19 protein-coding genes are annotated in these 22281 nt (G+C 71.8%); 15 read left to right on the top strand and 4 right to left on the bottom strand.

Going from position 1 to position 22281, the window contains the following annotated elements; translation table 11 throughout:
- The first annotated feature begins 203 nt into the window (after window positions 1-203).
- Window positions 204-932 carry a hypothetical protein gene (locus tag ACFVX6_RS36945; protein WP_389698975.1) on the top strand — a complete coding sequence of 243 codons (729 nt, stop codon included), beginning with the start codon at window positions 204-206 and terminating at the stop codon, window positions 930-932.
- A gap of 230 nt (window positions 933-1162) precedes the next feature.
- Here the strand turns inward: ACFVX6_RS36945 and rpsT are convergent, their stop codons facing one another.
- Window positions 1163-1429 carry a 30S ribosomal protein S20 gene (gene rpsT / locus ACFVX6_RS36940; protein ID WP_250739437.1) on the bottom strand — a complete coding sequence of 89 codons (267 nt, stop codon included), beginning with the start codon at window positions 1427-1429 and terminating at the stop codon, window positions 1163-1165.
- A gap of 244 nt (window positions 1430-1673) precedes the next feature.
- Here rpsT and lepA point away from each other — a divergent pair, with 244 nt between their 5' ends.
- The 3 genes from lepA to hemW all read left to right on the top strand — a co-directional run bounded on the left by lepA (window position 1674) and on the right by hemW (window position 6977).
- A complete protein-coding gene (lepA, locus tag ACFVX6_RS36935) occupies window positions 1674-3539 on the top strand; it encodes a translation elongation factor 4 (protein ID WP_389698974.1) in 1866 nt (621 codons plus the stop codon).
- Between the two features lie 255 nt (window positions 3540-3794).
- On the top strand, window positions 3795-5687 hold the full coding sequence (locus ACFVX6_RS36930; protein WP_389698973.1) for an AMP-dependent synthetase/ligase: 1893 nt from the start codon (window positions 3795-3797) through the stop codon (window positions 5685-5687).
- Between the two features lie 57 nt (window positions 5688-5744).
- Window positions 5745-6977 carry a radical SAM family heme chaperone HemW gene (gene hemW, locus ACFVX6_RS36925; protein WP_389698972.1) on the top strand — a complete coding sequence of 411 codons (1233 nt, stop codon included), beginning with the start codon at window positions 5745-5747 and terminating at the stop codon, window positions 6975-6977.
- Between the two features lie 191 nt (window positions 6978-7168).
- On the opposite strand, the gene ACFVX6_RS36920 is transcribed toward hemW, so the two are convergent.
- Window positions 7169-7966: a DUF3097 domain-containing protein gene (locus tag ACFVX6_RS36920; RefSeq protein ID WP_389698971.1), complete on the bottom strand. Its 798-nt coding sequence runs from the start codon at window positions 7964-7966 to the stop codon at window positions 7169-7171.
- A 28-nt stretch (window positions 7967-7994) separates the two neighbouring features.
- A complete protein-coding gene (locus tag ACFVX6_RS36915; RefSeq protein WP_389698970.1) occupies window positions 7995-8720 on the bottom strand; it encodes an MBL fold metallo-hydrolase in 726 nt (241 codons plus the stop codon).
- Between the two features lie 151 nt (window positions 8721-8871).
- Here ACFVX6_RS36915 and hrcA point away from each other — a divergent pair, with 151 nt between their 5' ends.
- The 6 genes from hrcA to ACFVX6_RS36885 all read left to right on the top strand — a co-directional run bounded on the left by hrcA (window position 8872) and on the right by ACFVX6_RS36885 (window position 14417).
- On the top strand, window positions 8872-9888 hold the full coding sequence (gene hrcA, locus ACFVX6_RS36910) for a heat-inducible transcriptional repressor HrcA (protein ID WP_382971119.1): 1017 nt from the start codon (window positions 8872-8874) through the stop codon (window positions 9886-9888).
- Window positions 9889-11025 (top strand): molecular chaperone DnaJ, encoded by a 1137-nt coding sequence (gene dnaJ, locus ACFVX6_RS36905; protein WP_389698969.1) that lies wholly within the window; start codon window positions 9889-9891, stop codon window positions 11023-11025.
- A 190-nt stretch (window positions 11026-11215) separates the two neighbouring features.
- Window positions 11216-12307, top strand: a complete 1092-nt coding sequence (locus ACFVX6_RS36900; RefSeq protein ID WP_389698968.1) for a nitronate monooxygenase — start codon at window positions 11216-11218, stop codon at window positions 12305-12307.
- Complete coding sequence (locus ACFVX6_RS36895) at window positions 12304-13047, top strand: 16S rRNA (uracil(1498)-N(3))-methyltransferase (protein ID WP_389698967.1); 744 nt, start codon at window positions 12304-12306, stop codon at window positions 13045-13047. The genes ACFVX6_RS36900 and ACFVX6_RS36895 overlap by 4 nt, the downstream gene beginning before the upstream one ends.
- Before the next feature lie 98 nt (window positions 13048-13145).
- Window positions 13146-13505: a histidine triad nucleotide-binding protein gene (locus ACFVX6_RS36890; protein WP_389698966.1), complete on the top strand. Its 360-nt coding sequence runs from the start codon at window positions 13146-13148 to the stop codon at window positions 13503-13505.
- Between the two features lie 3 nt (window positions 13506-13508).
- Window positions 13509-14417 (top strand): ribonuclease Z, encoded by a 909-nt coding sequence (locus ACFVX6_RS36885; RefSeq protein ID WP_389698965.1) that lies wholly within the window; start codon window positions 13509-13511, stop codon window positions 14415-14417.
- Between the two features lie 367 nt (window positions 14418-14784).
- Here ACFVX6_RS36885 and ACFVX6_RS36880 read toward each other — a convergent pair whose 3' ends face one another.
- Window positions 14785-16194 carry an MFS transporter gene (locus ACFVX6_RS36880; protein ID WP_389698963.1) on the bottom strand — a complete coding sequence of 470 codons (1410 nt, stop codon included), beginning with the start codon at window positions 16192-16194 and terminating at the stop codon, window positions 14785-14787.
- 252 nt (window positions 16195-16446) lie between these two features.
- Between ACFVX6_RS36880 and ACFVX6_RS36875 the strand changes: the two genes are divergently transcribed.
- The 5 genes from ACFVX6_RS36875 (at window position 16447) to ACFVX6_RS36855 (ending at window position 22094) form a co-directional block, all read left to right on the top strand.
- Window positions 16447-17544: a carbohydrate kinase family protein gene (locus tag ACFVX6_RS36875; RefSeq protein WP_389698962.1), complete on the top strand. Its 1098-nt coding sequence runs from the start codon at window positions 16447-16449 to the stop codon at window positions 17542-17544.
- A gap of 258 nt (window positions 17545-17802) precedes the next feature.
- Window positions 17803-19920: a PhoH family protein gene (locus tag ACFVX6_RS36870; RefSeq protein ID WP_389698961.1), complete on the top strand. Its 2118-nt coding sequence runs from the start codon at window positions 17803-17805 to the stop codon at window positions 19918-19920.
- Window positions 19921-19933: 13 nt separating this feature from the next.
- Window positions 19934-20431 carry an rRNA maturation RNase YbeY gene (ybeY, locus tag ACFVX6_RS36865; protein WP_274551990.1) on the top strand — a complete coding sequence of 166 codons (498 nt, stop codon included), beginning with the start codon at window positions 19934-19936 and terminating at the stop codon, window positions 20429-20431.
- Window positions 20428-21735, top strand: a complete 1308-nt coding sequence (locus tag ACFVX6_RS36860; protein WP_389698960.1) for a hemolysin family protein — start codon at window positions 20428-20430, stop codon at window positions 21733-21735. Before ybeY ends, ACFVX6_RS36860 begins: the two co-directional genes overlap by 4 nt.
- The gene (locus tag ACFVX6_RS36855; protein ID WP_389698959.1) at window positions 21732-22094 is read left to right on the top strand and encodes an MmcQ/YjbR family DNA-binding protein; all 363 of its coding nucleotides are present in this window, start codon (window positions 21732-21734) and stop codon (window positions 22092-22094) included. Before ACFVX6_RS36860 ends, ACFVX6_RS36855 begins: the two co-directional genes overlap by 4 nt.
- Window positions 22095-22281 lie beyond the last annotated feature (187 nt).

The following is a 22281-nucleotide window of genomic DNA, read 5'->3' as shown; positions in this document are numbered from 1 at the left end:
CTTCCGCCCGGCGCGCCGAGAGCACGCACCGGACGCCGCGAGGCCGCCCTTCGGGCGACGACGGGAGTTTGACGACAGGCCCTAGTACGTCTGACCTGCAGGACCCGAAGGAGACGGCCCGGTGCGCTTGACCGGGCAGGTCCACCGGGGTCCGGGAGGACCCCCTGACGGGCTGGCACATCCCAGGTCCTACGCTCCCGGGCATGACCAAGTTCTACGCGACCGTGTGCCTGCCGCCGACCGTGCCCCGGAAGATACCGAAGGCCGTGGCTGCCGCCATGGCGCCCTACGACCTCAACGGCAACGGGGACCGGGTCGGCCACTGGGACTGGTGGGCCATCCGTGCGGGCGGCGCATACCTCGTGCTGCCCGGGCACGAGGGCGACCGCCGCCTCGTCACGGCCTCGACCGTGCCGCGCAGGAAGGCCGAGCTGGCGCCCCTCGGGCCGCTGGAGTGCTACGGCGGGCCCCGGGGTCTGCTCGACTTCGACGGCATGCGGCAACGCGCGGGGCGCTCGTACGACGACCTGCTCGCCGCTTGGACCGAGCTGAGCGCGGTGCATCCGCCGGCCCGCCCGCTCACGGACTTCGTCGCCCGCCACGAGGCCGATCCCGAACGGTATTCCCAGGCAGAGGCCCGTAAGGATCATCTGGCCCAGCCGCTGGTGCAGGACGTGGCCCAGCGGGCCGTCGCGGGAGACCCGCACTTCGGGATGTCGTTCCTGGTCAACGACCCGGTCGCGTACTTCGCCCAGGAGCACGAGGAATCCCGGCTGTCGTCCGTCCGGTCCGCGGTGCCCGGCTCCGCCCTGGTCACCCTCGACGGCGCGTGGACGGACGCGCGCACGGAGGGCCACTGGGAGCGGGCGAACCGCTATCTCGACGGTCTCGACGCCGAGGCGGTCGTCCTCGACCTGCTCTGTCACTCCTGAGCCCCGAGCACGCCGAAGGCCCCGCGCACGCCGAACCGTGCGCACGCCGAGCCCCGCGCACGCCGAAGGCCCCGGCCGCTGCCCTGGGGAAGGGAGGCGGCCGGGGCCTTCGGTTACTTCTTCGGTTGCACCGCACCCGCGTGGCGAACGCTTCGTGTGCGGCGCGGAGTGCCGGTCGGGAGCGGGAGAGAGGGCCCGCTGGATCCCTGCCCGGCGATCACATCAGGGGCTCAGCCCTGAAGGGAGGCAACCTTGGTCGCCAGCGCCGACTTCTTGTTGGCGGCGGCGTTCTTGTGGATGACACCCTTCGAGACGGCCTTGTCGAGCGCGCGGGAAGCGGCGCGGGAAGCCACGGTGGCCTTCTCGACGTCACCGGCGACGACGGCCTCACGGGCCTTGCGGATGGCGGTCTTGAGCGAGGACTTGACGGCCTTGTTGCGAAGGCGAGCCTTCTCGTTCGTCTTGTTGCGCTTGACCTGGGACTTGATGTTCGCCACGAAAGAGCCTTTGCAGGTTCAGAGATTTGATCTTCGGATTGCGTCCCGTAGAGCTAGAGGGCACACGAGACACAGCTGCTCAGGTTACCAGCTGCCGTCCGACCGGCCCAAACCGAGCGCACTCTCCGGTTCATGGGACCATGGGAGTCTGCGTATAGATCCGACTAGACCCGACCAGATCTGATTTCGCGCAGACCGACGCCCACACTTCGTTCCGACTGCGACCCGAGAATCAGGACACTGCGTGCCCGCGATCCCCAGCCACGTGCCCGAGCCGAGCCGTACCGACCCGGCGCTGATCCGCAACTTCTGCATCATCGCGCACATCGACCACGGCAAGTCGACCCTTGCCGACCGGATGCTCCAGCTCACCGGTGTGGTGGACTCGCGGCAGATGCGCGCCCAGTACCTCGACCGCATGGACATCGAGCGTGAGCGCGGCATCACGATCAAGTCCCAGGCCGTCCGGCTGCCCTGGGCGCCGAACACGGGCGAGGACCAGGGCAAGACCCACGTCCTGAACATGATCGACACCCCCGGGCACGTCGACTTCACCTACGAGGTCTCGCGCTCCCTGGCGGCGTGCGAGGGCACGGTCCTCCTGGTGGACGCGGCTCAGGGCATCGAGGCGCAGACCCTCGCCAACCTGTACCTGGCGATGGAGAAGGACCTCGCGATCGTCCCGGTCCTGAACAAGATCGACCTGCCGGCCGCCCAGCCGGAGAAGTTCGCCGAGGAGCTCGCGAACCTGGTCGGCTGCCAGCCCGAGGACGTCCTGCGCGTCTCGGCGAAGACCGGTCTCGGCGTGGACGTGCTGCTCGACAAGATCGTCGCCACCGTCCCGGCCCCGGTCGGCCCCAAGGACGCCCCGGCCCGCGCGATGATCTTCGACTCGGTCTACGACTCGTACCGCGGTGTCGTCACGTACGTGCGTGTGGTCGACGGTCAGCTCAACAAGCGCGAGCGCATCCGGATGATGTCGACCGGCGCCACGCACGAGCTGCTGGAGATCGGCGTCTCCTCTCCGGAGATGACCCCGGCCGACGGCATCGGCGTCGGCGAGGTGGGCTACATCATCACCGGCGTGAAGGACGTCCGTCAGTCCAAGGTCGGTGACACCATCACCAGCCTGCACAACGGCGCGACCGAGGCGCTCGGCGGCTACAAGGACCCGCGCCCGATGGTCTTCTCGGGCCTGTACCCGCTCGACGGATCGGACTACCCGGACCTGCGCGAGGCCCTGGACAAGCTCCAGCTCAACGACGCCGCGCTGGTCTACGAGCCCGAGACCTCGGCGGCGCTGGGCTTCGGCTTCCGCGTCGGCTTCCTCGGTCTGCTCCACCTGGACGTGGTGCGCGAGCGCCTGGAGCGCGAGTTCGGGCTCGACCTGATCGCCACCGCGCCGAACGTGGTCTACCGCGTCGTCATGGAGGACGGCAAGGAAGTCTCCGTCACCAACCCGAGCGAGTTCCCCGAGGGCAAGATCTCGGACGTGTTCGAGCCGGTCGTACGGGCCACCCTGCTCGCGCCCTCCGAGTTCATCGGCGCGATCATGGAACTCTGTCAGCAGCGCCGCGGCACCCTCCTCGGGATGGACTACCTCTCCGAGGACCGCGTCGAGATCCGCTACACGCTGCCGCTCGCGGAGATCGTCTTCGACTTCTTCGACCAGCTGAAGTCCAAGACGCGCGGCTACGCCTCCCTCGACTACGAGCCCACCGGCGAGCAGTCCGGCAGTTTGGTCAAGGTCGACATCCTGCTGCACGGCGACAAGGTCGACGCCTTCTCCGCCGTCTGCCACAAGGACGCCGCCTACGCCTACGGCGTGCGCCTGGTCGCCAAGCTGCGCGAGCTCATCCCGCGGCAGGCCTTCGAGATCCCGATCCAGGCGGCCGTCGGCTCCCGCGTCATCGCCCGCGAGACCATCCGCGCCATCCGCAAGGACGTCCTCGCCAAGTGCTACGGCGGTGACATCTCCCGTAAGCGGAAGCTGCTGGAGAAGCAGAAGGAAGGCAAGAAGCGCATGAAGATGGTCGGCTCCGTGGAGGTCCCGCAGGAGGCCTTCATCGCCGTCCTCTCCAGCGACGAGTCCAGCGGCAAGAAGAAGTAGCAGCCGCGTCGGCCGTCCGATACGCAGCAGGCCCCCGTGCTCCGGCGCGGGGGCCTGTTTCGTTATGAATCGGCTCCCCAGGGCCTCTTACGCGCCAGGCGGAGGGCCCCTAGTCTGATCAATGCTCGTTGGTTACTCGCCAGTTTTTTTGGTCGGATGCTGCCAATCCCTGACTCAGCCACCCACCCTGACCCACCACCCAGTCAGTCCGCCCCTGTGAAGAACAGGCCCTGCCGAGTGGTCCGGAGGATGTCCGTGAGCGCCACACAGACCTTGATCGAGAACCGTCCGCCCACCGTGGCGACCCTCTTCCTGGAGCGCGTCGCCGCCACGCCGAACGGCGAGGCCTACCGCTATCCGGTGCCCGCCGCGGACGGCCGGGGCGGCCCGGACGACTGGAAGTCGCTCAGCTGGGGCCAGGCCGCCGAGCGGGTTTTCGCCATCGCGGCCGGACTCGTCGAGCTCGGGATCCAGCCGGAGCAGCGCGTCGCGCTGGCTTCCAACACCCGGGTCGAGTGGATCCTCGCGGACCTCGGCGTGATGTGCGCCGGCGGCGCCGTGACCACGATCTACCCGAGCACGAACGCCGAGGAATCGGCGTTCATCCTCTCCGACTCCGAGAGCCGGATCCTGATCGCCGAGGACGGCACGCAGCTGGCCAAGGCCCGTGAGCGCCGCGCCGACCTGCCCGAGCTCGCCCACGTGGTGGTCGTCGAGACCGCCGACGCGATCCCGGCCGACGGCGACCCCGAGGGCTGGGTGCTCTCGCTGGCCGACCTGGAGGCGCGCGGCCGCGAGTACCTGGCCAAGCACCCCGAGGTGGTCAAGGAGCGGATCGCGGCCATCACCGCCGACCAGCTCGCCACCCTCATCTACACCTCGGGCACCACGGGCCGGCCCAAGGGCGTGCGGCTGCCGCACGACAACTGGTCGTACATGGCCAAGGCCACCGTGGCCACCGGTCTGATCACCAAGGACGACGTCCAGTACCTCTGGCTGCCGCTCGCGCACGTCTTCGGCAAGGTGCTCACCTCCGGCCAGATCGAGGTCGGCCACGTCACAGCCGTCGACGGCCGCATCGACAAGATCATCGAGAACCTGCCGATCGTCCAGCCGACCTACATGGCTGCCGTCCCGCGCATCTTCGAGAAGGTCTACAACGGGGTCGCGGCCAAGGCCAGGGCCGGCGGCGGCGCCAAGTACAAGATCTTCCAGTGGTCCGTCGGCGTGGCCCGCGAGTACGCCAAGGTCACCCAGGACAACTTCCGCCGCACCGGCCGGGCGAGCGCCCCGATGGGCCTCGCCACCAAGCACAAGATCGCCGACGCGCTCGTCTACTCCAAGCTCCGCGAGGCCTTCGGCGGCAACCTGCGCGCCGCCGTCTCCGGCGCCTCCGCCCTCGCCCCCGAGATCGGCTACTTCTTCTCCGGCGCGGGCATCCACATCCTGGAGGGCTACGGGCTCACCGAGTCCAGCGCCGCCTCCTTCGTCAACCCGGGCGAGGCCTACCGCACCGGCACCGTCGGCAAGCCGCTCCCCGGCACCGAGGTCCGCATCGCCGACGACGGCGAGGTGCTGCTGCGCGGCCCCGGCATCATGCAGGGCTACCACGGGCAGCCCGAGAAGACCGCCGAGGTGCTGGAGGCCGACGGCTGGCTGCACACGGGCGACATCGGCGAGCTCTCCGCCGACGGCTACCTGCGCATCACCGACCGCAAGAAGGACCTGATCAAGACCTCGGGCGGCAAGTACGTCGCCCCGGCGGAGATCGAGGGCCAGTTCAAGGCGCTCTGCCCCTACGTCTCCAGCATCGTCGTCCACGGCGCCGACCGGAACTTCTGCTCCGCCCTCATCGCCCTCGACGAGCCCTCCATCCTGGTCTGGGCCGCCGAGAGCGGCCTGGAGGGCAAGACGTACTCCCAGGTCCTGGCCGCACCCGAGACCAACCGCCTCATCGAGACCTACGTCCAGACCCTCAACGAGGGCCTCCAGCGCTGGCAGACGGTCAAGAAGTTCCGCCTCCTGCCGCGCGACCTCGACGTGGAGCACGGGGACCTCACCCCGAGCCTCAAGCTGAAGCGGCCGGTCGTCGAGCGCGAGTTCAAGTACCTCATCGAGGAGATGTACGAGGGCTCCCGAGAGGCGTAGCCGGGTGCGCGGCGCGCGCCCGTAAACGACCTTGGGGCAGTGCGGGACAATGGGCCCATGCCTTCCGCACTGCCCGACGGTGAACCCATGCCCGAAGACGGCTCGCTGCCGCTCCACGCCCTGGCGGGAGCCGGGGAGCGGCCGCTCGGGTTCTACCTGCACGTTCCGTACTGCGCCACGCGCTGCGGGTACTGCGACTTCAACACCTACACGGCCACCGAGCTGCGGGGCACCGGTGGCGTGCTCGCCTCCCGGGAGAACTACGCCGACACCCTGATCGACGAGGTCAGGCTCGCGCGGAAGGTGCTCGGGGACGACCCGAGGGCCGTGCGCACCGTGTTCGTGGGCGGCGGCACGCCCACGCTGCTGCCCGCCGGCGACCTCGTACGGATGCTCGCGGCGATCCGTGAGGAATTCGGGCTGGCCGAGGACGCCGAGGTCACCACGGAGGCCAATCCGGAGTCGGTGAACCCGGAGTACCTGGCGGAGCTGCGCGCGGGCGGATTCAACCGGATCTCCTTCGGGATGCAGAGCGCGAAGCAGCACGTCCTGAAGGTGCTCGACCGCACGCACACCCCCGGGCGGCCCGAGGCCTGCGTCGCGGAGGCGCGGGCGGCGGGCTTCGAGCACGTGAACCTGGACCTGATCTACGGGACGCCGGGGGAATCGGACGAGGACTGGCGCGCGTCGCTGTCGGCGGCCCTGGGGGCCGGGCCCGATCACATCAGCGCCTACGCGCTGATCGTGGAGGAGGGCACCCAGCTCGCGCGGCGGATCCGGCGGGGCGAGGTCCCGATGACGGACGACGACGTCCACGCGGACCGGTACCTGATCCTCGACGCGGTGATGGCCGAGGCGGGGTACTCCTGGTACGAGGTCTCGAACTGGGCCACCTCCGAGGCCGGGCGGTGCCTGCACAACGAGCTGTACTGGCGCGGGGCCGACTGGTGGGGGGCCGGGCCCGGAGCGCACTCGCACGTGGGCGGGGTGCGGTGGTGGAACGTGAAGCACCCCGGTGCCTACGCGGCGGCGCTGGCGGAGGGGCGGTCGCCCGGGGCCGGGCGGGAGCTGTTGTCCGCGGAGGACCGGCGGGTGGAGCGGATCCTGCTGGAGCTTCGGCTGGTGGATGGGGTTCCGCTGTCGCTGCTGGCGTCTGCGGGGCTTGCCGCGGCCGGGCGGGCGCTGGCGGACGGGCTCCTGGAAGCGGGGCCGTACGCGGCCGGGCGGGCCGTTCTGACGCTGCGGGGTCGGCTTCTGGCCGACGCGGTGGTCCGGGACCTGGTGGACTGACCCCGTCCGGGGTGGGGCAGCCCTGCGGGGCCGTCCCCTACCCGCCCTTCCACCGTTCCCGGGCTTCGCCCGGACCCTGCCCGCGTGCGGCGCCGTGGCACGGGGGGCCGGCCCCCGGACCCCCGCTCCTCAAACGCCGGAGGGGCTGGATTTTCGCCGGAGGGGCTGGATATGGCCAGTGCGGCTGTCGGCTACGTCGTCACGTGGTCGATCAGGTGCTCCACCGCGCCCAGGAGGGTGGGCTCCAGGTCCTTGTACGACGTCACGCGGGACAGGATGTGCTGCCAGGCGGCTCCGGTGTTCTCCGGCCAGCCCAGGGCGCGGCAGATGCCCGTCTTCCAGTCCTGGCCCGGCGGGATCACCGGCCAGGAGCGGATGCCCAGGGCCGAGGGTTTCACCGCCTGCCAGATGTCCACGTACGGGTGGCCGACGATCAGGACGTGCGGGGAGGTCACCGAGGCGGCGATGCGGGACTCCTTGGAGCCCGGGACCAGGTGGTCCACCAGGATGCCCAGCCGGGCGTCGGCGGCGGGGGCGAAGTCCGCGACCACCGACGGGAGGTCGTCGATGCCCTCCAGGTACTCCACCACGACGCCCTCGATCCGCAGGTCGTCGCCCCAGACCCGTTCGACCAGTTCGGCGTCGTGGCGGCCCTCCACGTAGATCCGTCCCGCCCGGGCTACCCGTGCCCGGGCCCCGGGGACGACGAGGGAGCCCGAGGCCGTACGGGCCGGGGCGGCCGGCCCCCGGACCGGACGGGTCAGGGTCACCACCGCGCCGTCCAGGAGGAAACCGCGGGGCTCGAGGGGGAAGACGCGGCGCTTGCCGAAGCGGTCCTCCAGGGTGACCGTGCCCGCCTCGCAGGCCACCACCGCGCCGCAGAAGTCCGTACCCGCCACCTCGACCACCAGATCGGGATCGGCCGGCACCTCCGGCACCGGCTTGGCGCGCTTCCACTGCGGGGTCAGGTCGGGGGAGTACTCACGCATCCGGCCGAGGGTAGGAGAGCGGGCCGTCTCAGGTGTCCGACACGCCGAAACGGGCCGCCAGTGTGTCGCGTTGGGCACGGACGAAGGCCGCGTCCACCACCGCTCCGTGACCCGGCACGTACACAGCGTCGTCCCCGCCCAGGCCGAGGAGCCGGTCCAGGGCCGCCGGCCACTGCCGCGGCACCGCGTCCGGACCCGCCTGCGGCTCGCCCGATTCCTCGACCAGGTCGCCGCAGAAGACCACCTCGCGCGCACCGGGCACGAAGACGGCCAGATCGTGCCGGGTGTGCCCCGGGCCCACGTTCGCCAGCAGCACCTGCACCCCGCCCAGGTCGAGCGTCCACTCGCCCGACACCAGGTGCCGGGGGACCACCAGCAGGTCCGCGGCCTCGGCCGCCTCGACCGCCGCCAGGCCGTGCCGGACCGCGTCCGCCCGCAGCTCGTCCCGGCTCACGGAGAGCAGGGCGTCCAGCCCGACCGGACCGTAGACCTCGGCCCCCGCGAACGCCGCCCCGCCCAATACGTGGTCGAAATGTCCGTGTGTGAATGCGAGATGGGTCACGCGCCGGCCCGCCAGCCGCTCCGCTTCGGCCCGCACCAGCGCGCCTTCCCGCAGGCAGGACCCGGGGTCGATCAGAAGGGCGGAATCCTCGCCCACCACCAGTCCCACGGTGCAGTCCCACACCGGCAGGCGTCGCCGGCCGGTCCGTTCGGTGAGCCGTTCCCAGCCCGCCTCTTCCCAACGCACGTCCATGCCGCGACGCTACCTTGGCGGGCCGCCCTTGCTAGGGGTGTACCACCCCGCCGTACACTGACCGGGGGATCTCTGGCACTCGAACGCTCAGAGTGCCAACAGACCGAGCCGGTCGAAGCAACGGACGACGGAAACGATGGAGGTGTGCGCGATGCTCAGCGAACGCAGACTCGAAGTGCTGCGCGCCATCGTCCAGGACTACGTCGGGACGGAGGAGCCGGTCGGCTCCAAGGCGCTCACCGAGCGGCACCGGCTCGGCGTCTCGCCCGCCACCGTGCGCAACGACATGGCCGTGCTGGAGGACGAGGGCTACATCGCCCAGCCCCACACCAGCGCCGGCCGGATCCCCACCGACAAGGGCTACCGCCTCTTCGTCGACAAGCTGGCGGGGGTCAAACCGCTGTCGACGCCCGAGCGCCGGGCCATCCAGAACTTCCTCGACGGGGCCGTGGACCTCGACGACGTCGTCGGCCGTACGGTGCGGCTGCTCGCGCAGCTCACCCGGCAGGTCGCCGTCGTCCAGTACCCGTCGCTCACCCGGTCCACCGTCCGGCACGTCGAGCTGCTCTCGCTGGCCCCGGCCCGCCTGATGCTCGTCCTCATCACGGACACCGGCCGGGTCGAGCAGCGGCTCGTCGACTGCCAGGCCCCCTTCGGGGAGGCCTCGCTCGCGGACCTGCGGGCCCGCCTCAACAGCCGTGTCGTCGGCCGCCGGTTCACCGACGTGCCGCCGCTGGTGAAGGACCTTCCGGAATCCTTCGAGAACGAGGACCGGGTGACGGTGCGTGCCGTCCTCGACACCCTTCTCGAAACGCTGGTCGAGGAGGCGGAGGAGCGGCTGATGATCGGCGGCACCGCCAACCTCACCCGCTTCGGACACGATTTTCCCCTGACGATCAGGCCGGTGCTCGAAGCGCTGGAGGAGCAGGTCGTGCTCCTCAAGCTGCTGGGCGAGGCCAGTGAGTCGGGAATGGCCGTAAAGATCGGGCATGAGAACGCCTACGAGGGACTGAACTCCACGTCCGTCGTCTCGGTCGGCTACGGTTCGGGCGGCGAAGCAGTCGCCAAACTCGGCGTGGTCGGACCGACCCGCATGGACTACCCCGGAACGATGGGAGCGGTACGCGCAGTGGCACGTTACGTCGGACAGATCCTGGCGGAGTCGTAAGTGGCCACGGACTACTACGCCGTTCTCGGCGTGCGCCGCGACGCATCGCAGGACGAGATCAAGAAGGCATTCCGGCGGCTCGCGCGCGAGCTGCACCCGGATGTGAACCCCGATCCCAAGACGCAAGAGCGTTTCAAGGAGATCAACGCCGCCTACGAGGTCCTCTCGGACCCGCAGAAGAAGCAGGTCTTCGACCTCGGCGGCGACCCGCTGTCCTCCTCGGGCGGCGGCGGAGCCGGCGGCTTCGGAGCGGGCGGCTTCGGCAACTTCTCCGACATCATGGACGCCTTCTTCGGCCAGTCCTCGCAGCGCGGACCGCGCTCGCGGACCCGCCGCGGCCAGGACGCCATGATCCGCCTCGACCTGGAACTGGACGAGGCGGCCTTCGGCACGACCAAGGACATCCAGGTCGACACGGCCGTCGTCTGCACCACCTGCTCCGGCGAGGGCGCCGCCCCCGGCACCTCGGCGCAGACGTGTGACATGTGCCGCGGCCGCGGTGAGGTCTCGCAGGTCACCCGGTCCTTCCTGGGCCAGGTCATGACCTCGCGGCCCTGCCCGCAGTGCCAGGGCTTCGGCACCGTGGTCCCGACCCCGTGCCCCGAGTGCGCGGGCGACGGCCGGGTCCGCTCCCGCCGCAGCCTCACCGTCAAGATCCCGGCCGGCGTCGAGAACGGCACCCGGATCCAGCTCGCGGGCGAGGGCGAGGTCGGCCCCGGCGGCGGCCCCGCCGGCGACCTGTACGTGGAGATCCACGAGCTGCCGCACCCGACCTTCCAGCGCCGCGGGGACGACCTGCACTGCACGGTCACCATCCCGATGACCGCGGCGGCCCTGGGCACCAAGTGCCCGCTGGAGACGCTGGACGGCCTGGAGGAGATCGACATCCGGCCCGGCACCGGGTCCGGGCAGGCGATCCCGCTGCACGGCCGCGGCGTCACCCACCTGCGCGGCGGCGGGCGCGGCGACCTGATCGTGCACGTCGAGGTCACCACCCCGGGCAAGCTGGACCCGCAGCAGGAGGACCTGCTGCGCCAGCTCGCCAAGCTGCGTGGCGAGGAGCGGCCGATGGGCCAGTTCGCTCCGGGCCAGCAAGGCCTGTTCAGCCGCCTGAAGGACGCCTTCAACGGGCGCTGAGCCGCGCGCGGAGCAGCGTACGGGCAGCGTACGAGAACACCTGCGAGCCCGGTCCGGGGATCCCCGGACCGGGCTCGCGGCATGCGGGGCGGCAGGGCGGCGGCGGTATTCGGGCACCCCGGTGAAGGGGACTATGCCAGGCGAATGCCGTGATTCGGCCCCGTGAGCGGGACATGGCACGATGCAGCTCATGTCCTCCGCACCGAACGGTCTCTTCGCGTACCCGATCGTGCAGGCGCCCATGGCGGGCGGCGCGTCCTGCCCGCCGCTCGCGGCCGCCGTGTGCGAAGCGGGCGGACTGGGCTTCCTCGCCGGCGGCTACAAAACCGCCGACGGCATGTACCAGGAGATCAAGCGGCTGCGCGCGCTCACCCGCCGCCCCTTCGGCGTCAACCTCTTCCTGCCGCAGGCCTCCCACGTGGACCCGGCGGTCGTGGAGGCCTACCGCGGGCACCTCGCCAGTGAGGCCTCCTGGTACGAGATCTCCCTCGCCGACGAGGACATCATCGGCACCAGCGACGACGGCTACGACGCCAAACTGGCCATTCTCATCGAAGACCCGGTACCCGTGGTCTCGTTCACCTTCGGCCTGCCCTCGCCCGCGGCCTTCACCTGCCTGCGCAAGGTCGGTACGTACACGATCGCCACCGTCACCTCCGTCGAGGAGGCCCGCGCCGCCCAGGCGGCCGGCGCCGACGCCGTCTGCGTCCAGGGCGTGGAGGCGGGCGGCCACCAGGGCACCCACCGCGACGACCCGCAGGGCGACGGCACGGCCGGAGTCGGCCTGCTCGCGCTCGTCGCGCAGGTGCGCGAGGCCGTGGCCCTCCCGATCATCGCGGCGGGCGGCCTGATGCGCGGCTCGCAGATCGCCGCGCTGCTCGCCGCGGGAGCGGAGGCCGCGCAGCTCGGCACGGCCTTCCTGGCCTGCCCGGAGTCCGGCGCGCACGCCCTGCACAAGAAGGCGCTGACCGACCCGCTGTTCGTCAGGACGGAGCTGACCCGGGCCTTCTCGGGGCGGCCGGCCCGCGGACTGGTCAACCGGTTCATGCGCGAGCACGGCCCGTACGCCCCGGCCGCGTACCCGCAGGTCCACCACCTGACCGCGCCGCTGCGCAAGGCCGCCGCCGATGCCGGGGACCCGCAGGGCATGGCCCTGTGGGCGGGCCAGGGGCACCGGCTGGCGCGGGCCCTGCCGGCCGGGGAGCTGGTGGAGGTGCTCGCGGCGGAACTCGGCGCGGCCCAGAACGCGTTGAAGGCAATGCAGATGAGGAGTGCGTCATGACCGCCCCGGTGTTCGTGGTCGAAAAGGTTCCCGCGGGGCCGGAGTTCGTCCTGGACGGTCCCGAAGGCCGCCACGCGGTCTCCGTGAAGCGGCTGGCCCCCGGCGAGGCCCTCGTGCTGACCGACGGCCGGGGCGGCTGGGCCGAGGCCGTCGTGACGGCCGCCGAGGGCAAGGACCGCCTCGTCGTCTCCGTGTCCGAGGTCTTCGAGGAGGCGGAGCCGGCCGTCCGGATCACCGTCGTCCAGGCCCTGCCCAAGGGCGACCGGGGCGAGGTCGCCGTCGAGACCATGACGGAGACCGGCGTCGACGCGATCGTGCCCTGGCAGGCCTCGCGCTGCATCACCCAGTGGCGCGGCGACCGGGGCGCCAAATCCCTCGCGAAGTGGCGGGCCACCGCCCGCGAGTCCGGCAAGCAGTCCCGCCGGGTCCGCTTCCCCGAGGTCGCGGAGGCGCTGTCGACCAAGCAGGTCGCGGCGCTGCTCGCGGAGGCCGACCTCGCGGTGGTCCTGCACGAGGACCGTGACGCCCCTTCGGGCGCGCTGGCCACCGCGGAACTGCCCTCCGCCGGCTCCATCGTCCTGGTCGTCGGACCCGAGGGCGGGGTTTCCCCGGACGAACTCGCCGCCTTCGCCGCGGCCGGGGCGCACCCGTACCGGCTGGGCCCCTCGGTCCTGCGCACCTCCACGGCGGGCACGGCCGCGGCGGCGGTCCTCCTGGCGCGGACGGGCCGCTGGTCCTGACGGCCGCTGTTCCTGACGGGCTGCCGGCCCTGACCGGTCCGGCCGGTGGCGGTGGATACGATGCCGGAACCGATCACCCGTCACGAAGGGCTCAGCACATGGCCGGGGAACCGCAGGCCGACTGCCTGTTCTGCAAGATCGTCGCAGGGACCATCCCCGCCACGGTCGTCCGGGAGACGGACACGACCGTCGCCTTCCGCGACATCAATCCGCAGGCACCCACGCACGTCCTCGTCATCCCGAAGGTGCACTACCCCGACGCCGCCTCCCTCGCGGCCGCGGAGCCCGGGATCGCCGCCGACGTCCTGAGCGAAGCGGGCCGCGTCGCGGTCGACGAGGGCCTCGCCGACCGGGGCTACCGGCTGGTCTTCAACACCGGCGCCGGCGCCGGCCAGGTCGTCTTCCACGCCCACGCGCACGTCCTCGGCGGCCGTGGCTTCGAATGGCCCCCGGGATAAACCGTGTCCGTACGAGAATTCGTGGTGCTCGGCACCGCCAGCCAGGTGCCCACCCGCCACCGCAACCACAACGGCTACCTGCTGCGCTGGGACGGCGAGGGCATCCTCTTCGATCCCGGCGAGGGCACCCAGCGCCAGATGCTCCGCGCCGGGGTGGCCGCGCACGACATCAACCGGATCTGCGTCACCCACTTCCACGGTGACCACAGCCTCGGCCTCGCCGGGGTCATCCAGCGGATCAACCTCGATCGGGTCCCGCACCCCGTCACCGCCCACTACCCGGCCTCCGGGCAGAAGTTCTTCGACCGGCTGCGGTACGCCACGGCCTACCGCGAGACCGTGCAGCTCGCGGAGGAGCCGGTGGCCGAGGACGGGATCCTGGTCCGCGGGGACGCGTACACCCTGGACGCCGTACGGCTCTCGCACCCCGTGGAGTCCTTCGGCTACCGGGTCACCGAGCCCGACGGGCGCCGGATACGGCCCGAACTGCTCGCCCGGCACGGCATCAAGGGGCCGGACGTGGGCCGGATCCAGCGCGAGGGCAGCCTCGGCGGGGTCACCCTCGACGAGGTCAGCGAGGCGCGCGCCGGACAGCGGTTCGCCTTCGTCATGGACACCCGGCTCTGCGAGGGCGTCGAGGCGCTCGCGGCGGGCTGCGACATGCTGGTGATCGAGTCGACCTTCCTCGACGAGGACGTCCAACTGGCCACCGACCACGGGCACCTCACGGCCGGGCAGGCCGCCCGGGTGGCCCGGGACGGGGGCGTGCGGCACCTCGTGCTGACGCACTTCTCGCAGCGCTACACCGACCCGTCGGAGTTCGAACGCCAGGCCCGCGCGGCCGGCTTCGAGGGCGAGCTCACGATCGCCGCCGACCTCGTACGGGTTCCCGTGCCGAAGCGGGCCGGATAGCGGGCCCGACCCCGGCCGCGGGGCCCTGCGGGGCCGTCCCCGACCCGCCCTTCCACCGTTCCCCGGGCTGCGCCCGGACCCCCTGGGGCTCCGCCCCGGACCCCGCGCCTCAAACGCCGGCGAGGCTGGAATTGCCCTGCGGGCAATCCAGCCCCGGCCGGCCGAAGTCCAGCCCCTCCGGCGTTTGAGGAGCGGTGTGCGGGGGCCGGCCCCCGGAACGGCGCCGCACGCGGCAACGGGTCCGGGGCGGAGCCCCGGGGAACGGCGGAAGGGCGGGTAGGGGACCTCGCCCCGCAGGGCTGCCCCGCCCCGCTCCGCGCAGGACCTGGACGGCCGTCCCGCCTTCAGGCGCCCGCGGGCCGGAGGTCTAGACGCCGGTGCGGATGCGCTTGCGGGGGCCCTCCCGGCCCCGGCGGGCCGCCGCCGGGGAGAGCAGCAGGATCCGGAGCGGGGGCAGGCGCAGCGGGCGGGCGCGGAGCTGCGCGAGCTCCACGACCTCCAGTTCCTGCGCGCCGACCCGCGGCACCGAGCCGGCCGGCGTCCCGGCTCCGGCGGCGAGCACGGCCGCCGGGGCCCCGCCGCGCCGGCGCACCGAGCCGGGGGTCAGCGGGCGTCCGCCGACGTGCAGGGCGACCCCGGCCATCGGCCCGGCCACCGCGAGCAGCAGGCCCCCGAGGACCAACCCCATGCCGGGGAACCCCGCACCCTCGGCGAGCAGGCTCCCGGTGACGGGCCCGCAGGCCACGCCGAGCGAGGACGCGGAACCGACCAGGACGGCCCAGCGCCCGCGCGGGTCGAGGGCGGCGGCGAGGCCGATGGCGTAGGAGAGCACGACGGGGTAGACCGCGTTCCACAGGATCTCGCCGGCCGCGAAGGAGCCCAGGCCCCGCGCGTGCGAGGCCAGCACCACGCAGCAGGCGATGACCGCCGTGCCCACACCCACCGGGATCGCCCGCCCGAGCCGGGACCCGAGCGCGGAGGCGGCGGTGACCCCGAGCAGCCCGGCGCCGAGCGCGGCCGCGAAGACGATCCCGAGGGTGACCTCGGACAGGCCCGCCTGCTGCGCGCCGATGCGGCCGCTGACGCCCCACAGGGCGTTCTGGGCGAGCGACCACAGCATCAGGGCCCCGGCGAGCACCATCCCGGCGCGCGGGTAGGGCAGCCGCACGGGGGCCCGCACGGCCCGGTCGGTGCGGCCGGTGCGGTCGGCACGGTCCGCGAGGTCCGTCCGGTCGGCCCCGGGCAGGCGCCCCGTAGCGGGCCAGCACACCAGCGCGACCAGGGCGATCGCCGCGAACGGCAGCCAGTGCCCGCCGCCGAGCCGGGGCAGGGTCAGGTACAGGGCCCCGGCCGTGGCCGACACCGACAGCAGCCCCAGCGCGGAGGTCCGGTGCGGGTCGCGCTGCGCCGCGATCCCGGAGGCGGCCACGGCGGTGGCCGTGCCCGAGCCGAAGCCGCCGAGGACGGCGCCCGCGATGACGAGGGGGAGCTGCGCCGTGGCGGCCGCCGTGCCGTACCCGAGGACGGCGAGCAGCAGCCCGAGCCGGGCCAGCGGACGCGGCCCGTGGCGCGGGATGCGGGAGGCAAGGGCGAATCCGGCGGCGGCCGAGCCGAGCAGCAGGACCGAGCCGATCAGGCCGGCCTGCGCGGGGCTCAGCGGGAGGTGCGCGTCGAGCCGGCCGACGACGGTCGGCAGCAGGTACGGGGCGACGTAACCGGAGGTGAAGAGCGCGACGAGCGGCCAGGCGGCGGGCGGCGCGGGGGTGCGGTCGGGCACGGGTGTTCCATGTGGTGCAGGTGGAGCGTGAGATTCCGCAAGACCGCGGGGCTCATATCTATCAAGCGGCCCGAACCTCCGAGAAGGGCGTTCAGGCGGTGATCTGCGTCACACTGTATTCCGGGCCCGCCCGGGAGGGAGGGCCCGGCGGCGGACGTGGGTTGAATCCCATCAGGAAGTCGAATTGGGAAGCCCATTGAAGAAACGACCCGCCAAGATCAGAACGCGCACCGACCGATCGGGGAGTACATCGTGACCAGTCGCAGCAGCCGGGACAGCCTCGACTCCGCCGTGGACCCGCTCGGTCCGCTGCGCGACCCCGACGAACCCGGCTGCGACGTCTTCCTGACCGGCACGGTCTTCCTCGACATCATCTTCACCGGCCTCGACTCGGCCCCCGTGCGCGGCACGGAGTCCTGGGCGCGCGGCATGGGTTCCAGCCCCGGCGGCGTCGCCAACATGGCCACCGCCCTCGCCCGGCTCGGCCTGCGCACCTCCCTGGCCGCCGCCTTCGGGGACGACCACTACGGGGAGTACTGCTGGGACGCGCTCGAACAGGGCGAGGGCATCGACCTCTCGATGTCACGGACCGTGCCCGGGTGGCACAGCCCCGTCACCGTCTCGATGGCGTACGAGGGCGAGCGCACGATGGTCTCCCACGGCCACGAGGCGCCGCTCCCGGCGGACCCGGGCCCGTTCCCCCAGTGCCCGCCCCGGGCCCGCGCGGCCGTGGCCTCGCTCGGACCGGGCGGCGGCGAGGCCTGGGTCGCCGAGGCGGCCCGGCGCGGGGCCCGGGTCTTCGCCGACGTCGGCTGGGACGACAGCGGGCGGTGGGACCTGGGGGCGCTGGCCGACCTGGAGCACTGCGAGGCCTTCCTGCCCAACGCGGGGGAGGCGATGGCCTACACGCGCACCGACTGCCCGCGCGCGGCGGCCCGGGCGCTGGCCGAGAAGGTGCCGATCGCGGTGGTGACGATGGGCTCCGAGGGCTCGTACGCGGTGGACGGGCGGACCGGGGAAACGGCCGAGGTCCCCGCGATCGCGGTCGACGCCCTGGATCCGACCGGGGCGGGCGACGTGTACGTGGCGGGCTTCCTGACCGGCACCCTCGCCGAGTGGCCGCTCGCGGACCGGCTCGCCTTCGCGGGCCTGACGGCGGCCCTGTCGGTGCAGGAGTTCGGCGGCTCCCTGTCGGCCCCCGGCTGGCCGGAGGTGGCCCACTGGTGGCGCACCGCCCCGGAGGCCCTGCGCGGGCGGTACGGCTTCCTCGACGACCTCGTCCCGCGCGCAGCCGCCCCGGCCAGCCGCCGCCGCGCGGTCCCGACGATCGGCTTCCGCCAGTCGGCGTAGGGCCTGGTCGGCCGGGGAACGGTGAGGGCCGCTGCGAAGGGCCGCGCCCCGGCCCCGGCCGGTCCGCGCGTCCGCCCGGGCCGGGAGCGCCCGGGCCCGGCCCGGGCGGGTTTCCGGCCCGCCCCGAGCGGGGTCCCGTACGGGACCCCGTAAAACCCCTCGGGGATGGCGGGGCGGCGACGTAGGCTTGGAAGTCCGGTGGCCGTCGATCGGCGCGGCCCCTCAGTGGGAGGTATGCGCAGGCCACAGTGCCGGCCCATGACTCAGACACCGACAGCCAAGACCCCCGCGCCGGGGCAGGCGCGAGCCCACTTCTCCGTACCGGCCACCCATCCGATGGTGTCCGTGCTCGGCTCGGGCGACGCCCTGCTGCGCGTGATCGAGAAGGCCTTCCCGAGGGCCGACATCCATGTTCGGGGCAATCAGGTCAGCGCGATCGGCGCCGCGGCGGAAGTCGCGCTGATCCAGCGCCTGTTCGACGAGATGATGCTGGTGCTCCGCACCGGGCAGCCGATGACGGAGGACGCAGTGGAACGCTCGATCGCCATGCTCAAGTCGACCGGCAACGGCCAGGGTCCGGACGAGACGCCCGCCGAGGTGCTCACCCAGAACATCCTCTCCAGCCGCGGCCGCACCATCCGCCCCAAGACGCTCAACCAGAAGCGGTACGTCGACGCGATCGACAAGCACACGATCGTCTTCGGCATCGGCCCCGCCGGTACCGGCAAGACCTACCTCGCCATGGCCAAGGCGGTCCAGGCGCTGCAGTCCAAGCAGGTCAGCCGGATCATCCTGACCCGCCCGGCGGTGGAGGCCGGCGAACGCCTCGGCTTCCTCCCCGGCACCCTCTTCGACAAGATCGACCCGTACCTGCGGCCGCTCTACGACGCCCTGCACGACATGATCGACCCGGACTCGATCCCGCGGCTGATGGCGGCGGGCACCATCGAGGTGGCGCCGCTGGCGTACATGAGGGGTCGGGCGATGCCCGTCTTCACGAACGTGCTGACGCCGGAGGGCTGGCGCCCCATCGGAGACCTCCAGGTGGGTGACCTCGTCGTCGGTTCGAACGGTGAGCCGACCCCGGTCCTCGGCGTCTATCCGCAGGGCGAGAAGGACATTTACCGCTTCACAGCCCAGGACGGCTCTTGGACCCTGTGCTGCGGCGAGCACCTGTGGACGGTCCGAACGGCGTCGGACAAGAGCCGCGACGAGCCGTGGCGGGTCCTGGAGACCAAGGAGATGATCGGCGACCTGCGAGCGGGACACACCCGTCGCTACGAGCTGCCGATGCTCACGGCTCCCGTCGAGTTCCCCGCCCGCGAGGTCCCGATGGACCCGTATGCGCTCGGCCTGCTGCTTGGTGACGGCTGCCTGACTGGTTCCACCACGCCGTCTTTCGCCACGGAAGACGAGGAACTGGCCCGTGCCCTGGAATCGGCCCTTCCAGGAGTGGCCGTACGACACAAGGGCGGTCCCGACTATGTCCTGAACCGGGTGAAGTCCCCGGGCGATGTCGTCACCCTGGAGAACCCGGTCACCCAGGTCCTGCGAGAGCTGGACCTGATCGGCAGCCGTTCGCACTCCAAGTTCGTGCCGGACGACTATCAGTTCAACACGTCGGACGTCCGTCTCGCGGTGCTCCAAGGCTTGCTCGACTCCGACGGTGGCCCGGTCACCCAGCAGGACCGCACCTGCCGGGTCCAGTACTCCACCGCGTCGATCGTTCTGCGGGACGACGTGATCGCCCTCGTCCAGTCTCTCGGCGGGGTGGCCTACACCCGGCGTCGTGCAGCCGAGGGCCGCAAGCAGGGCACCGCGCCGGCCGCTCACCGGTACGACTCGCACGTCGTCGACATCCGCCTCCCCGACGGCATCGAGCCCTTCCGCCTCGCGCGCAAGCGGGACGCGTACCACGCGGCCGGCGGCGGCGGTCGTCCCATGCGCTTCATCGACTCCATCGAGCCCGCGGGCCGCGAAGAAGCCGTGTGCATCCAGGTGGCCGCCGAGGACTCGCTGTACGTCACGCAGGACTACCTGCTGACGCACAACACCCTCAACGAGGCCTTCGTCGTCCTCGACGAGGCGCAGAACACCACCCCCGAGCAGATGAAGATGTTCCTGACCCGGCTCGGGTTCGACTCGAAGATCGTCGTCACCGGTGACGTGACCCAGGTCGACCTCCCGGGTGGCGCCAAGAGCGGGCTGCGTCAGGTGCAGGACATCCTCGAAGGCGTTCCGGACATCGCCTTCTCGCGGCTCACGTCCGAGGATGTCGTCCGGCACAAGCTGGTCGGCCGTATCGTCGACGCGTACGAGAAGTACGACGACAGCCAGGACGCGAAGCAGTCGCGGAACGGCTTCCAGCGGAAGTAGAAATCAGCGCACCATGTCGATCGACGTCAACAACGAGTCCGGAACCGAGGTCGACGAGCGGGCGATCCTCGACATCGCCCGCTACGCACTCACCCGGATGCGGATCCACCCGCTCTCGGAGCTCTCCGTCATCGTCGTCGACGAGGACGCGATGGAGCAGCTCCACATCCAGTGGATGGACCTGCCCGGACCCACCGACGTCATGTCCTTCCCGATGGACGAGCTGCGTCCGCCGTCGAAGGACGAAGAGGAGCCCCCGCAGGGGCTCCTCGGTGACATCGTGCTCTGCCCCGAAGTCGCCAAGAAGCAGGGCGAGGACGCGCCGACGCAGCACTCCATGGACGAGGAGCTCCAGCTCCTGACGGTCCACGGGGTGCTGCACCTGCTCGGGTACGACCACGAGGAGCCGGACGAGAAGGCCGAGATGTTCGGCCTCCAGGCGGCCATCGTCGACGGCTGGCGCGGCGAGAACGGCGTGACCGGCCCGTCCCCGGCGCCGACCGTCTCATGACCGGTGATCTCCAACTGATCACCGGGGCCGTCCTGCTGGTCGTGGTGGCCTGGTTCGCCGCGTGCGCCGAGTCCGGGATCGCCCGGATCTCCGCCTTCCGCGCCGAGCAGGCCGTACGGGAGGGCCGGCGCGGCAGCGCGAAGCTGGCCGAGGTCGCCGGCGACCCCACCCGCTACGTCAATGTCGCGCTGCTGGTCCGGGTCACCTGCGAGATGGCGGCGGGCGTGCTCGTCACGTACGTCTGCCTCGACGAGTTCGGGGAGAACTGGACCGCGCTGCTCGTGGCCATCGCCGTGATGGTGCTCGTGTCCTACGTGGCGGTCGGGGTCTCCCCGCGCACCATCGGCCGGCAGCACCCGCTGAACACGGCGACGGCGGCGTCCTACGTCCTCGTACCGCTCGCCCGGATCATGGGACCGATCCCGCAGCTGCTGATCCTCCTCGGCAACGCGCTCACCCCCGGGAAGGGCTTCCGCAAGGGGCCCTTCGCCTCCGAGGCGGAACTGCGCGCGATGGTCGACCTGGCGGAGAAGGAATCGCTGATCGAGGACGACGAGCGCCGCATGGTGCACCAGGTCTTCGAGCTGGGCGACACGCTCGTGCGCGAGGTCATGGTGCCGCGCACCGACCTGGTCTGCATCGAGCGGTACAAGACGGTCCGTCAGGCGACCACGCTCGCGCTGCGGTCCGGCTTCTCGCGCATCCCGGTGACCGGGGAGAACGAGGACGACATCGTCGGCATCGTGTACCTGAAGGACCTGGTCCGCAAGACTCACATCAGCCGGGACGCGGAGAGCGACCTGGTCTCCACGGCGATAAGGCCCGCGGTGTTCGTGCCGGACACCAAGAACGCCGGCGACCTGCTGCGCGAGATGCAGTCGGTGCGCAACCACGTGGCGGTCGTCATCGACGAGTACGGCGGCACCGCCGGCATCGTCACCATCGAGGACATCCTCGAGGAGATCGTCGGTGAGATCACCGACGAGTACGACCGGGAACTCCCGCCGGTGGAGGAACTGGGCGGGGACCGCTACCGGGTCACCGCGCGGCTGGACATCACCGATCTCGGTGAACTGTTCAAGGTGGACTCCTTCGACGACGAGGACGTGGAGACGGTCGGCGGACTGCTCGCCAAGGCGCTGGGCCGGGTGCCGATCGCCGGCGCCTCGGCGGTGGTGGACCTGCCGGACGGGCGGCCGCTGCGGCTGACGGCGGAGTCCCCGGCGGGACGGCGGAACAAGATCGTGACCGTGCTGGTGGAGCCGGTGGCTCCGGTGGAGGAGCAGGACGGGGAGGCGGAGTGACGCCGGCGGAGCTGCGCGACTTCTGTCTGGGGTTCAACGCGGCGGTGGAGGAGTTCCCCTTCACCCCGGAGACCTCGGTGTTCAAGGTGCTGGGGAAGGTGTTCGCGCTGAGCGCGCTGGACGCCGACCCGCTGAAGGTGAACCTCAAGTGCGATCCGGAGCAGGCGGTGCGGCTGCGCGCGGAGCACGAGGCGATCGTGCCGGGCTGGCACATGAACAAGCGGCACTGGAACACGGTGACCGCGGGCGGGCCGGGGGCACTGCCCGACGCGCTGGTCCGGGAGCTGGTCGAGGACTCGTACGACCTCGTGGTCGCGGGCCTGCCGAGGGCGGAGCGGCTGCGCCTCGACCGGCCGTAGCGGTCGTAGCGGACGGGGCCCGGCGTTCCTCGTCGTGGAATCCGGGAGGGGTCCAAGGTCATCGATCAGGGGACCTTCGGGGCCGCCCGTCCGCTTACGCAGCGCTTAGTTTTATCCCTGCGCCACCAAGATCCCGGGGGGACACCGGGGGTGGAGGGGAGAGCGCGTCTGCGGGGCCGTCGTGCGG

It is taken from the genome of Streptomyces sp. NPDC058289 (assembly GCF_042880975.1).
Classification (GTDB): domain Bacteria; phylum Actinomycetota; class Actinomycetes; order Streptomycetales; family Streptomycetaceae; genus Streptomyces; species Streptomyces stoeckheimensis.
Note: the sequence above shows the minus strand (reverse complement) of the source record. Positions and strands in the feature narration are given on the sequence as shown.

Excerpts from the sequence above, each read along its gene's own strand:
- ACFVX6_RS36895 (WP_389698967.1), top strand. The coding sequence starts at position 12,304 with ATGACCGCCCCGGTGTTCGTGGTCGAAAAGGTTCCCGCGGGGCCGGAG.
- ACFVX6_RS36915 (WP_389698970.1), bottom strand. The coding sequence starts at position 8,720 with ATGGACGTGCGTTGGGAAGAGGCGGGCTGGGAACGGCTCACCGAACGG.
- ACFVX6_RS36870 (WP_389698961.1), top strand. The coding sequence starts at position 17,803 with ATGACTCAGACACCGACAGCCAAGACCCCCGCGCCGGGGCAGGCGCGA.
- ACFVX6_RS36920 (WP_389698971.1), bottom strand. The coding sequence starts at position 7,966 with ATGCGTGAGTACTCCCCCGACCTGACCCCGCAGTGGAAGCGCGCCAAG.
- ACFVX6_RS36890 (WP_389698966.1), top strand. The coding sequence starts at position 13,146 with ATGGCCGGGGAACCGCAGGCCGACTGCCTGTTCTGCAAGATCGTCGCA.
- ybeY (WP_274551990.1), top strand. The coding sequence starts at position 19,934 with ATGTCGATCGACGTCAACAACGAGTCCGGAACCGAGGTCGACGAGCGG.
- hemW (WP_389698972.1), top strand. The coding sequence starts at position 5,745 with ATGCCTTCCGCACTGCCCGACGGTGAACCCATGCCCGAAGACGGCTCG.
- ACFVX6_RS36945 (WP_389698975.1), top strand. The coding sequence starts at position 204 with ATGACCAAGTTCTACGCGACCGTGTGCCTGCCGCCGACCGTGCCCCGG.
- ACFVX6_RS36900 (WP_389698968.1), top strand. The coding sequence starts at position 11,216 with ATGTCCTCCGCACCGAACGGTCTCTTCGCGTACCCGATCGTGCAGGCG.
- hrcA (WP_382971119.1), top strand. The coding sequence starts at position 8,872 with ATGCTCAGCGAACGCAGACTCGAAGTGCTGCGCGCCATCGTCCAGGAC.
- ACFVX6_RS36860 (WP_389698960.1), top strand. The coding sequence starts at position 20,428 with ATGACCGGTGATCTCCAACTGATCACCGGGGCCGTCCTGCTGGTCGTG.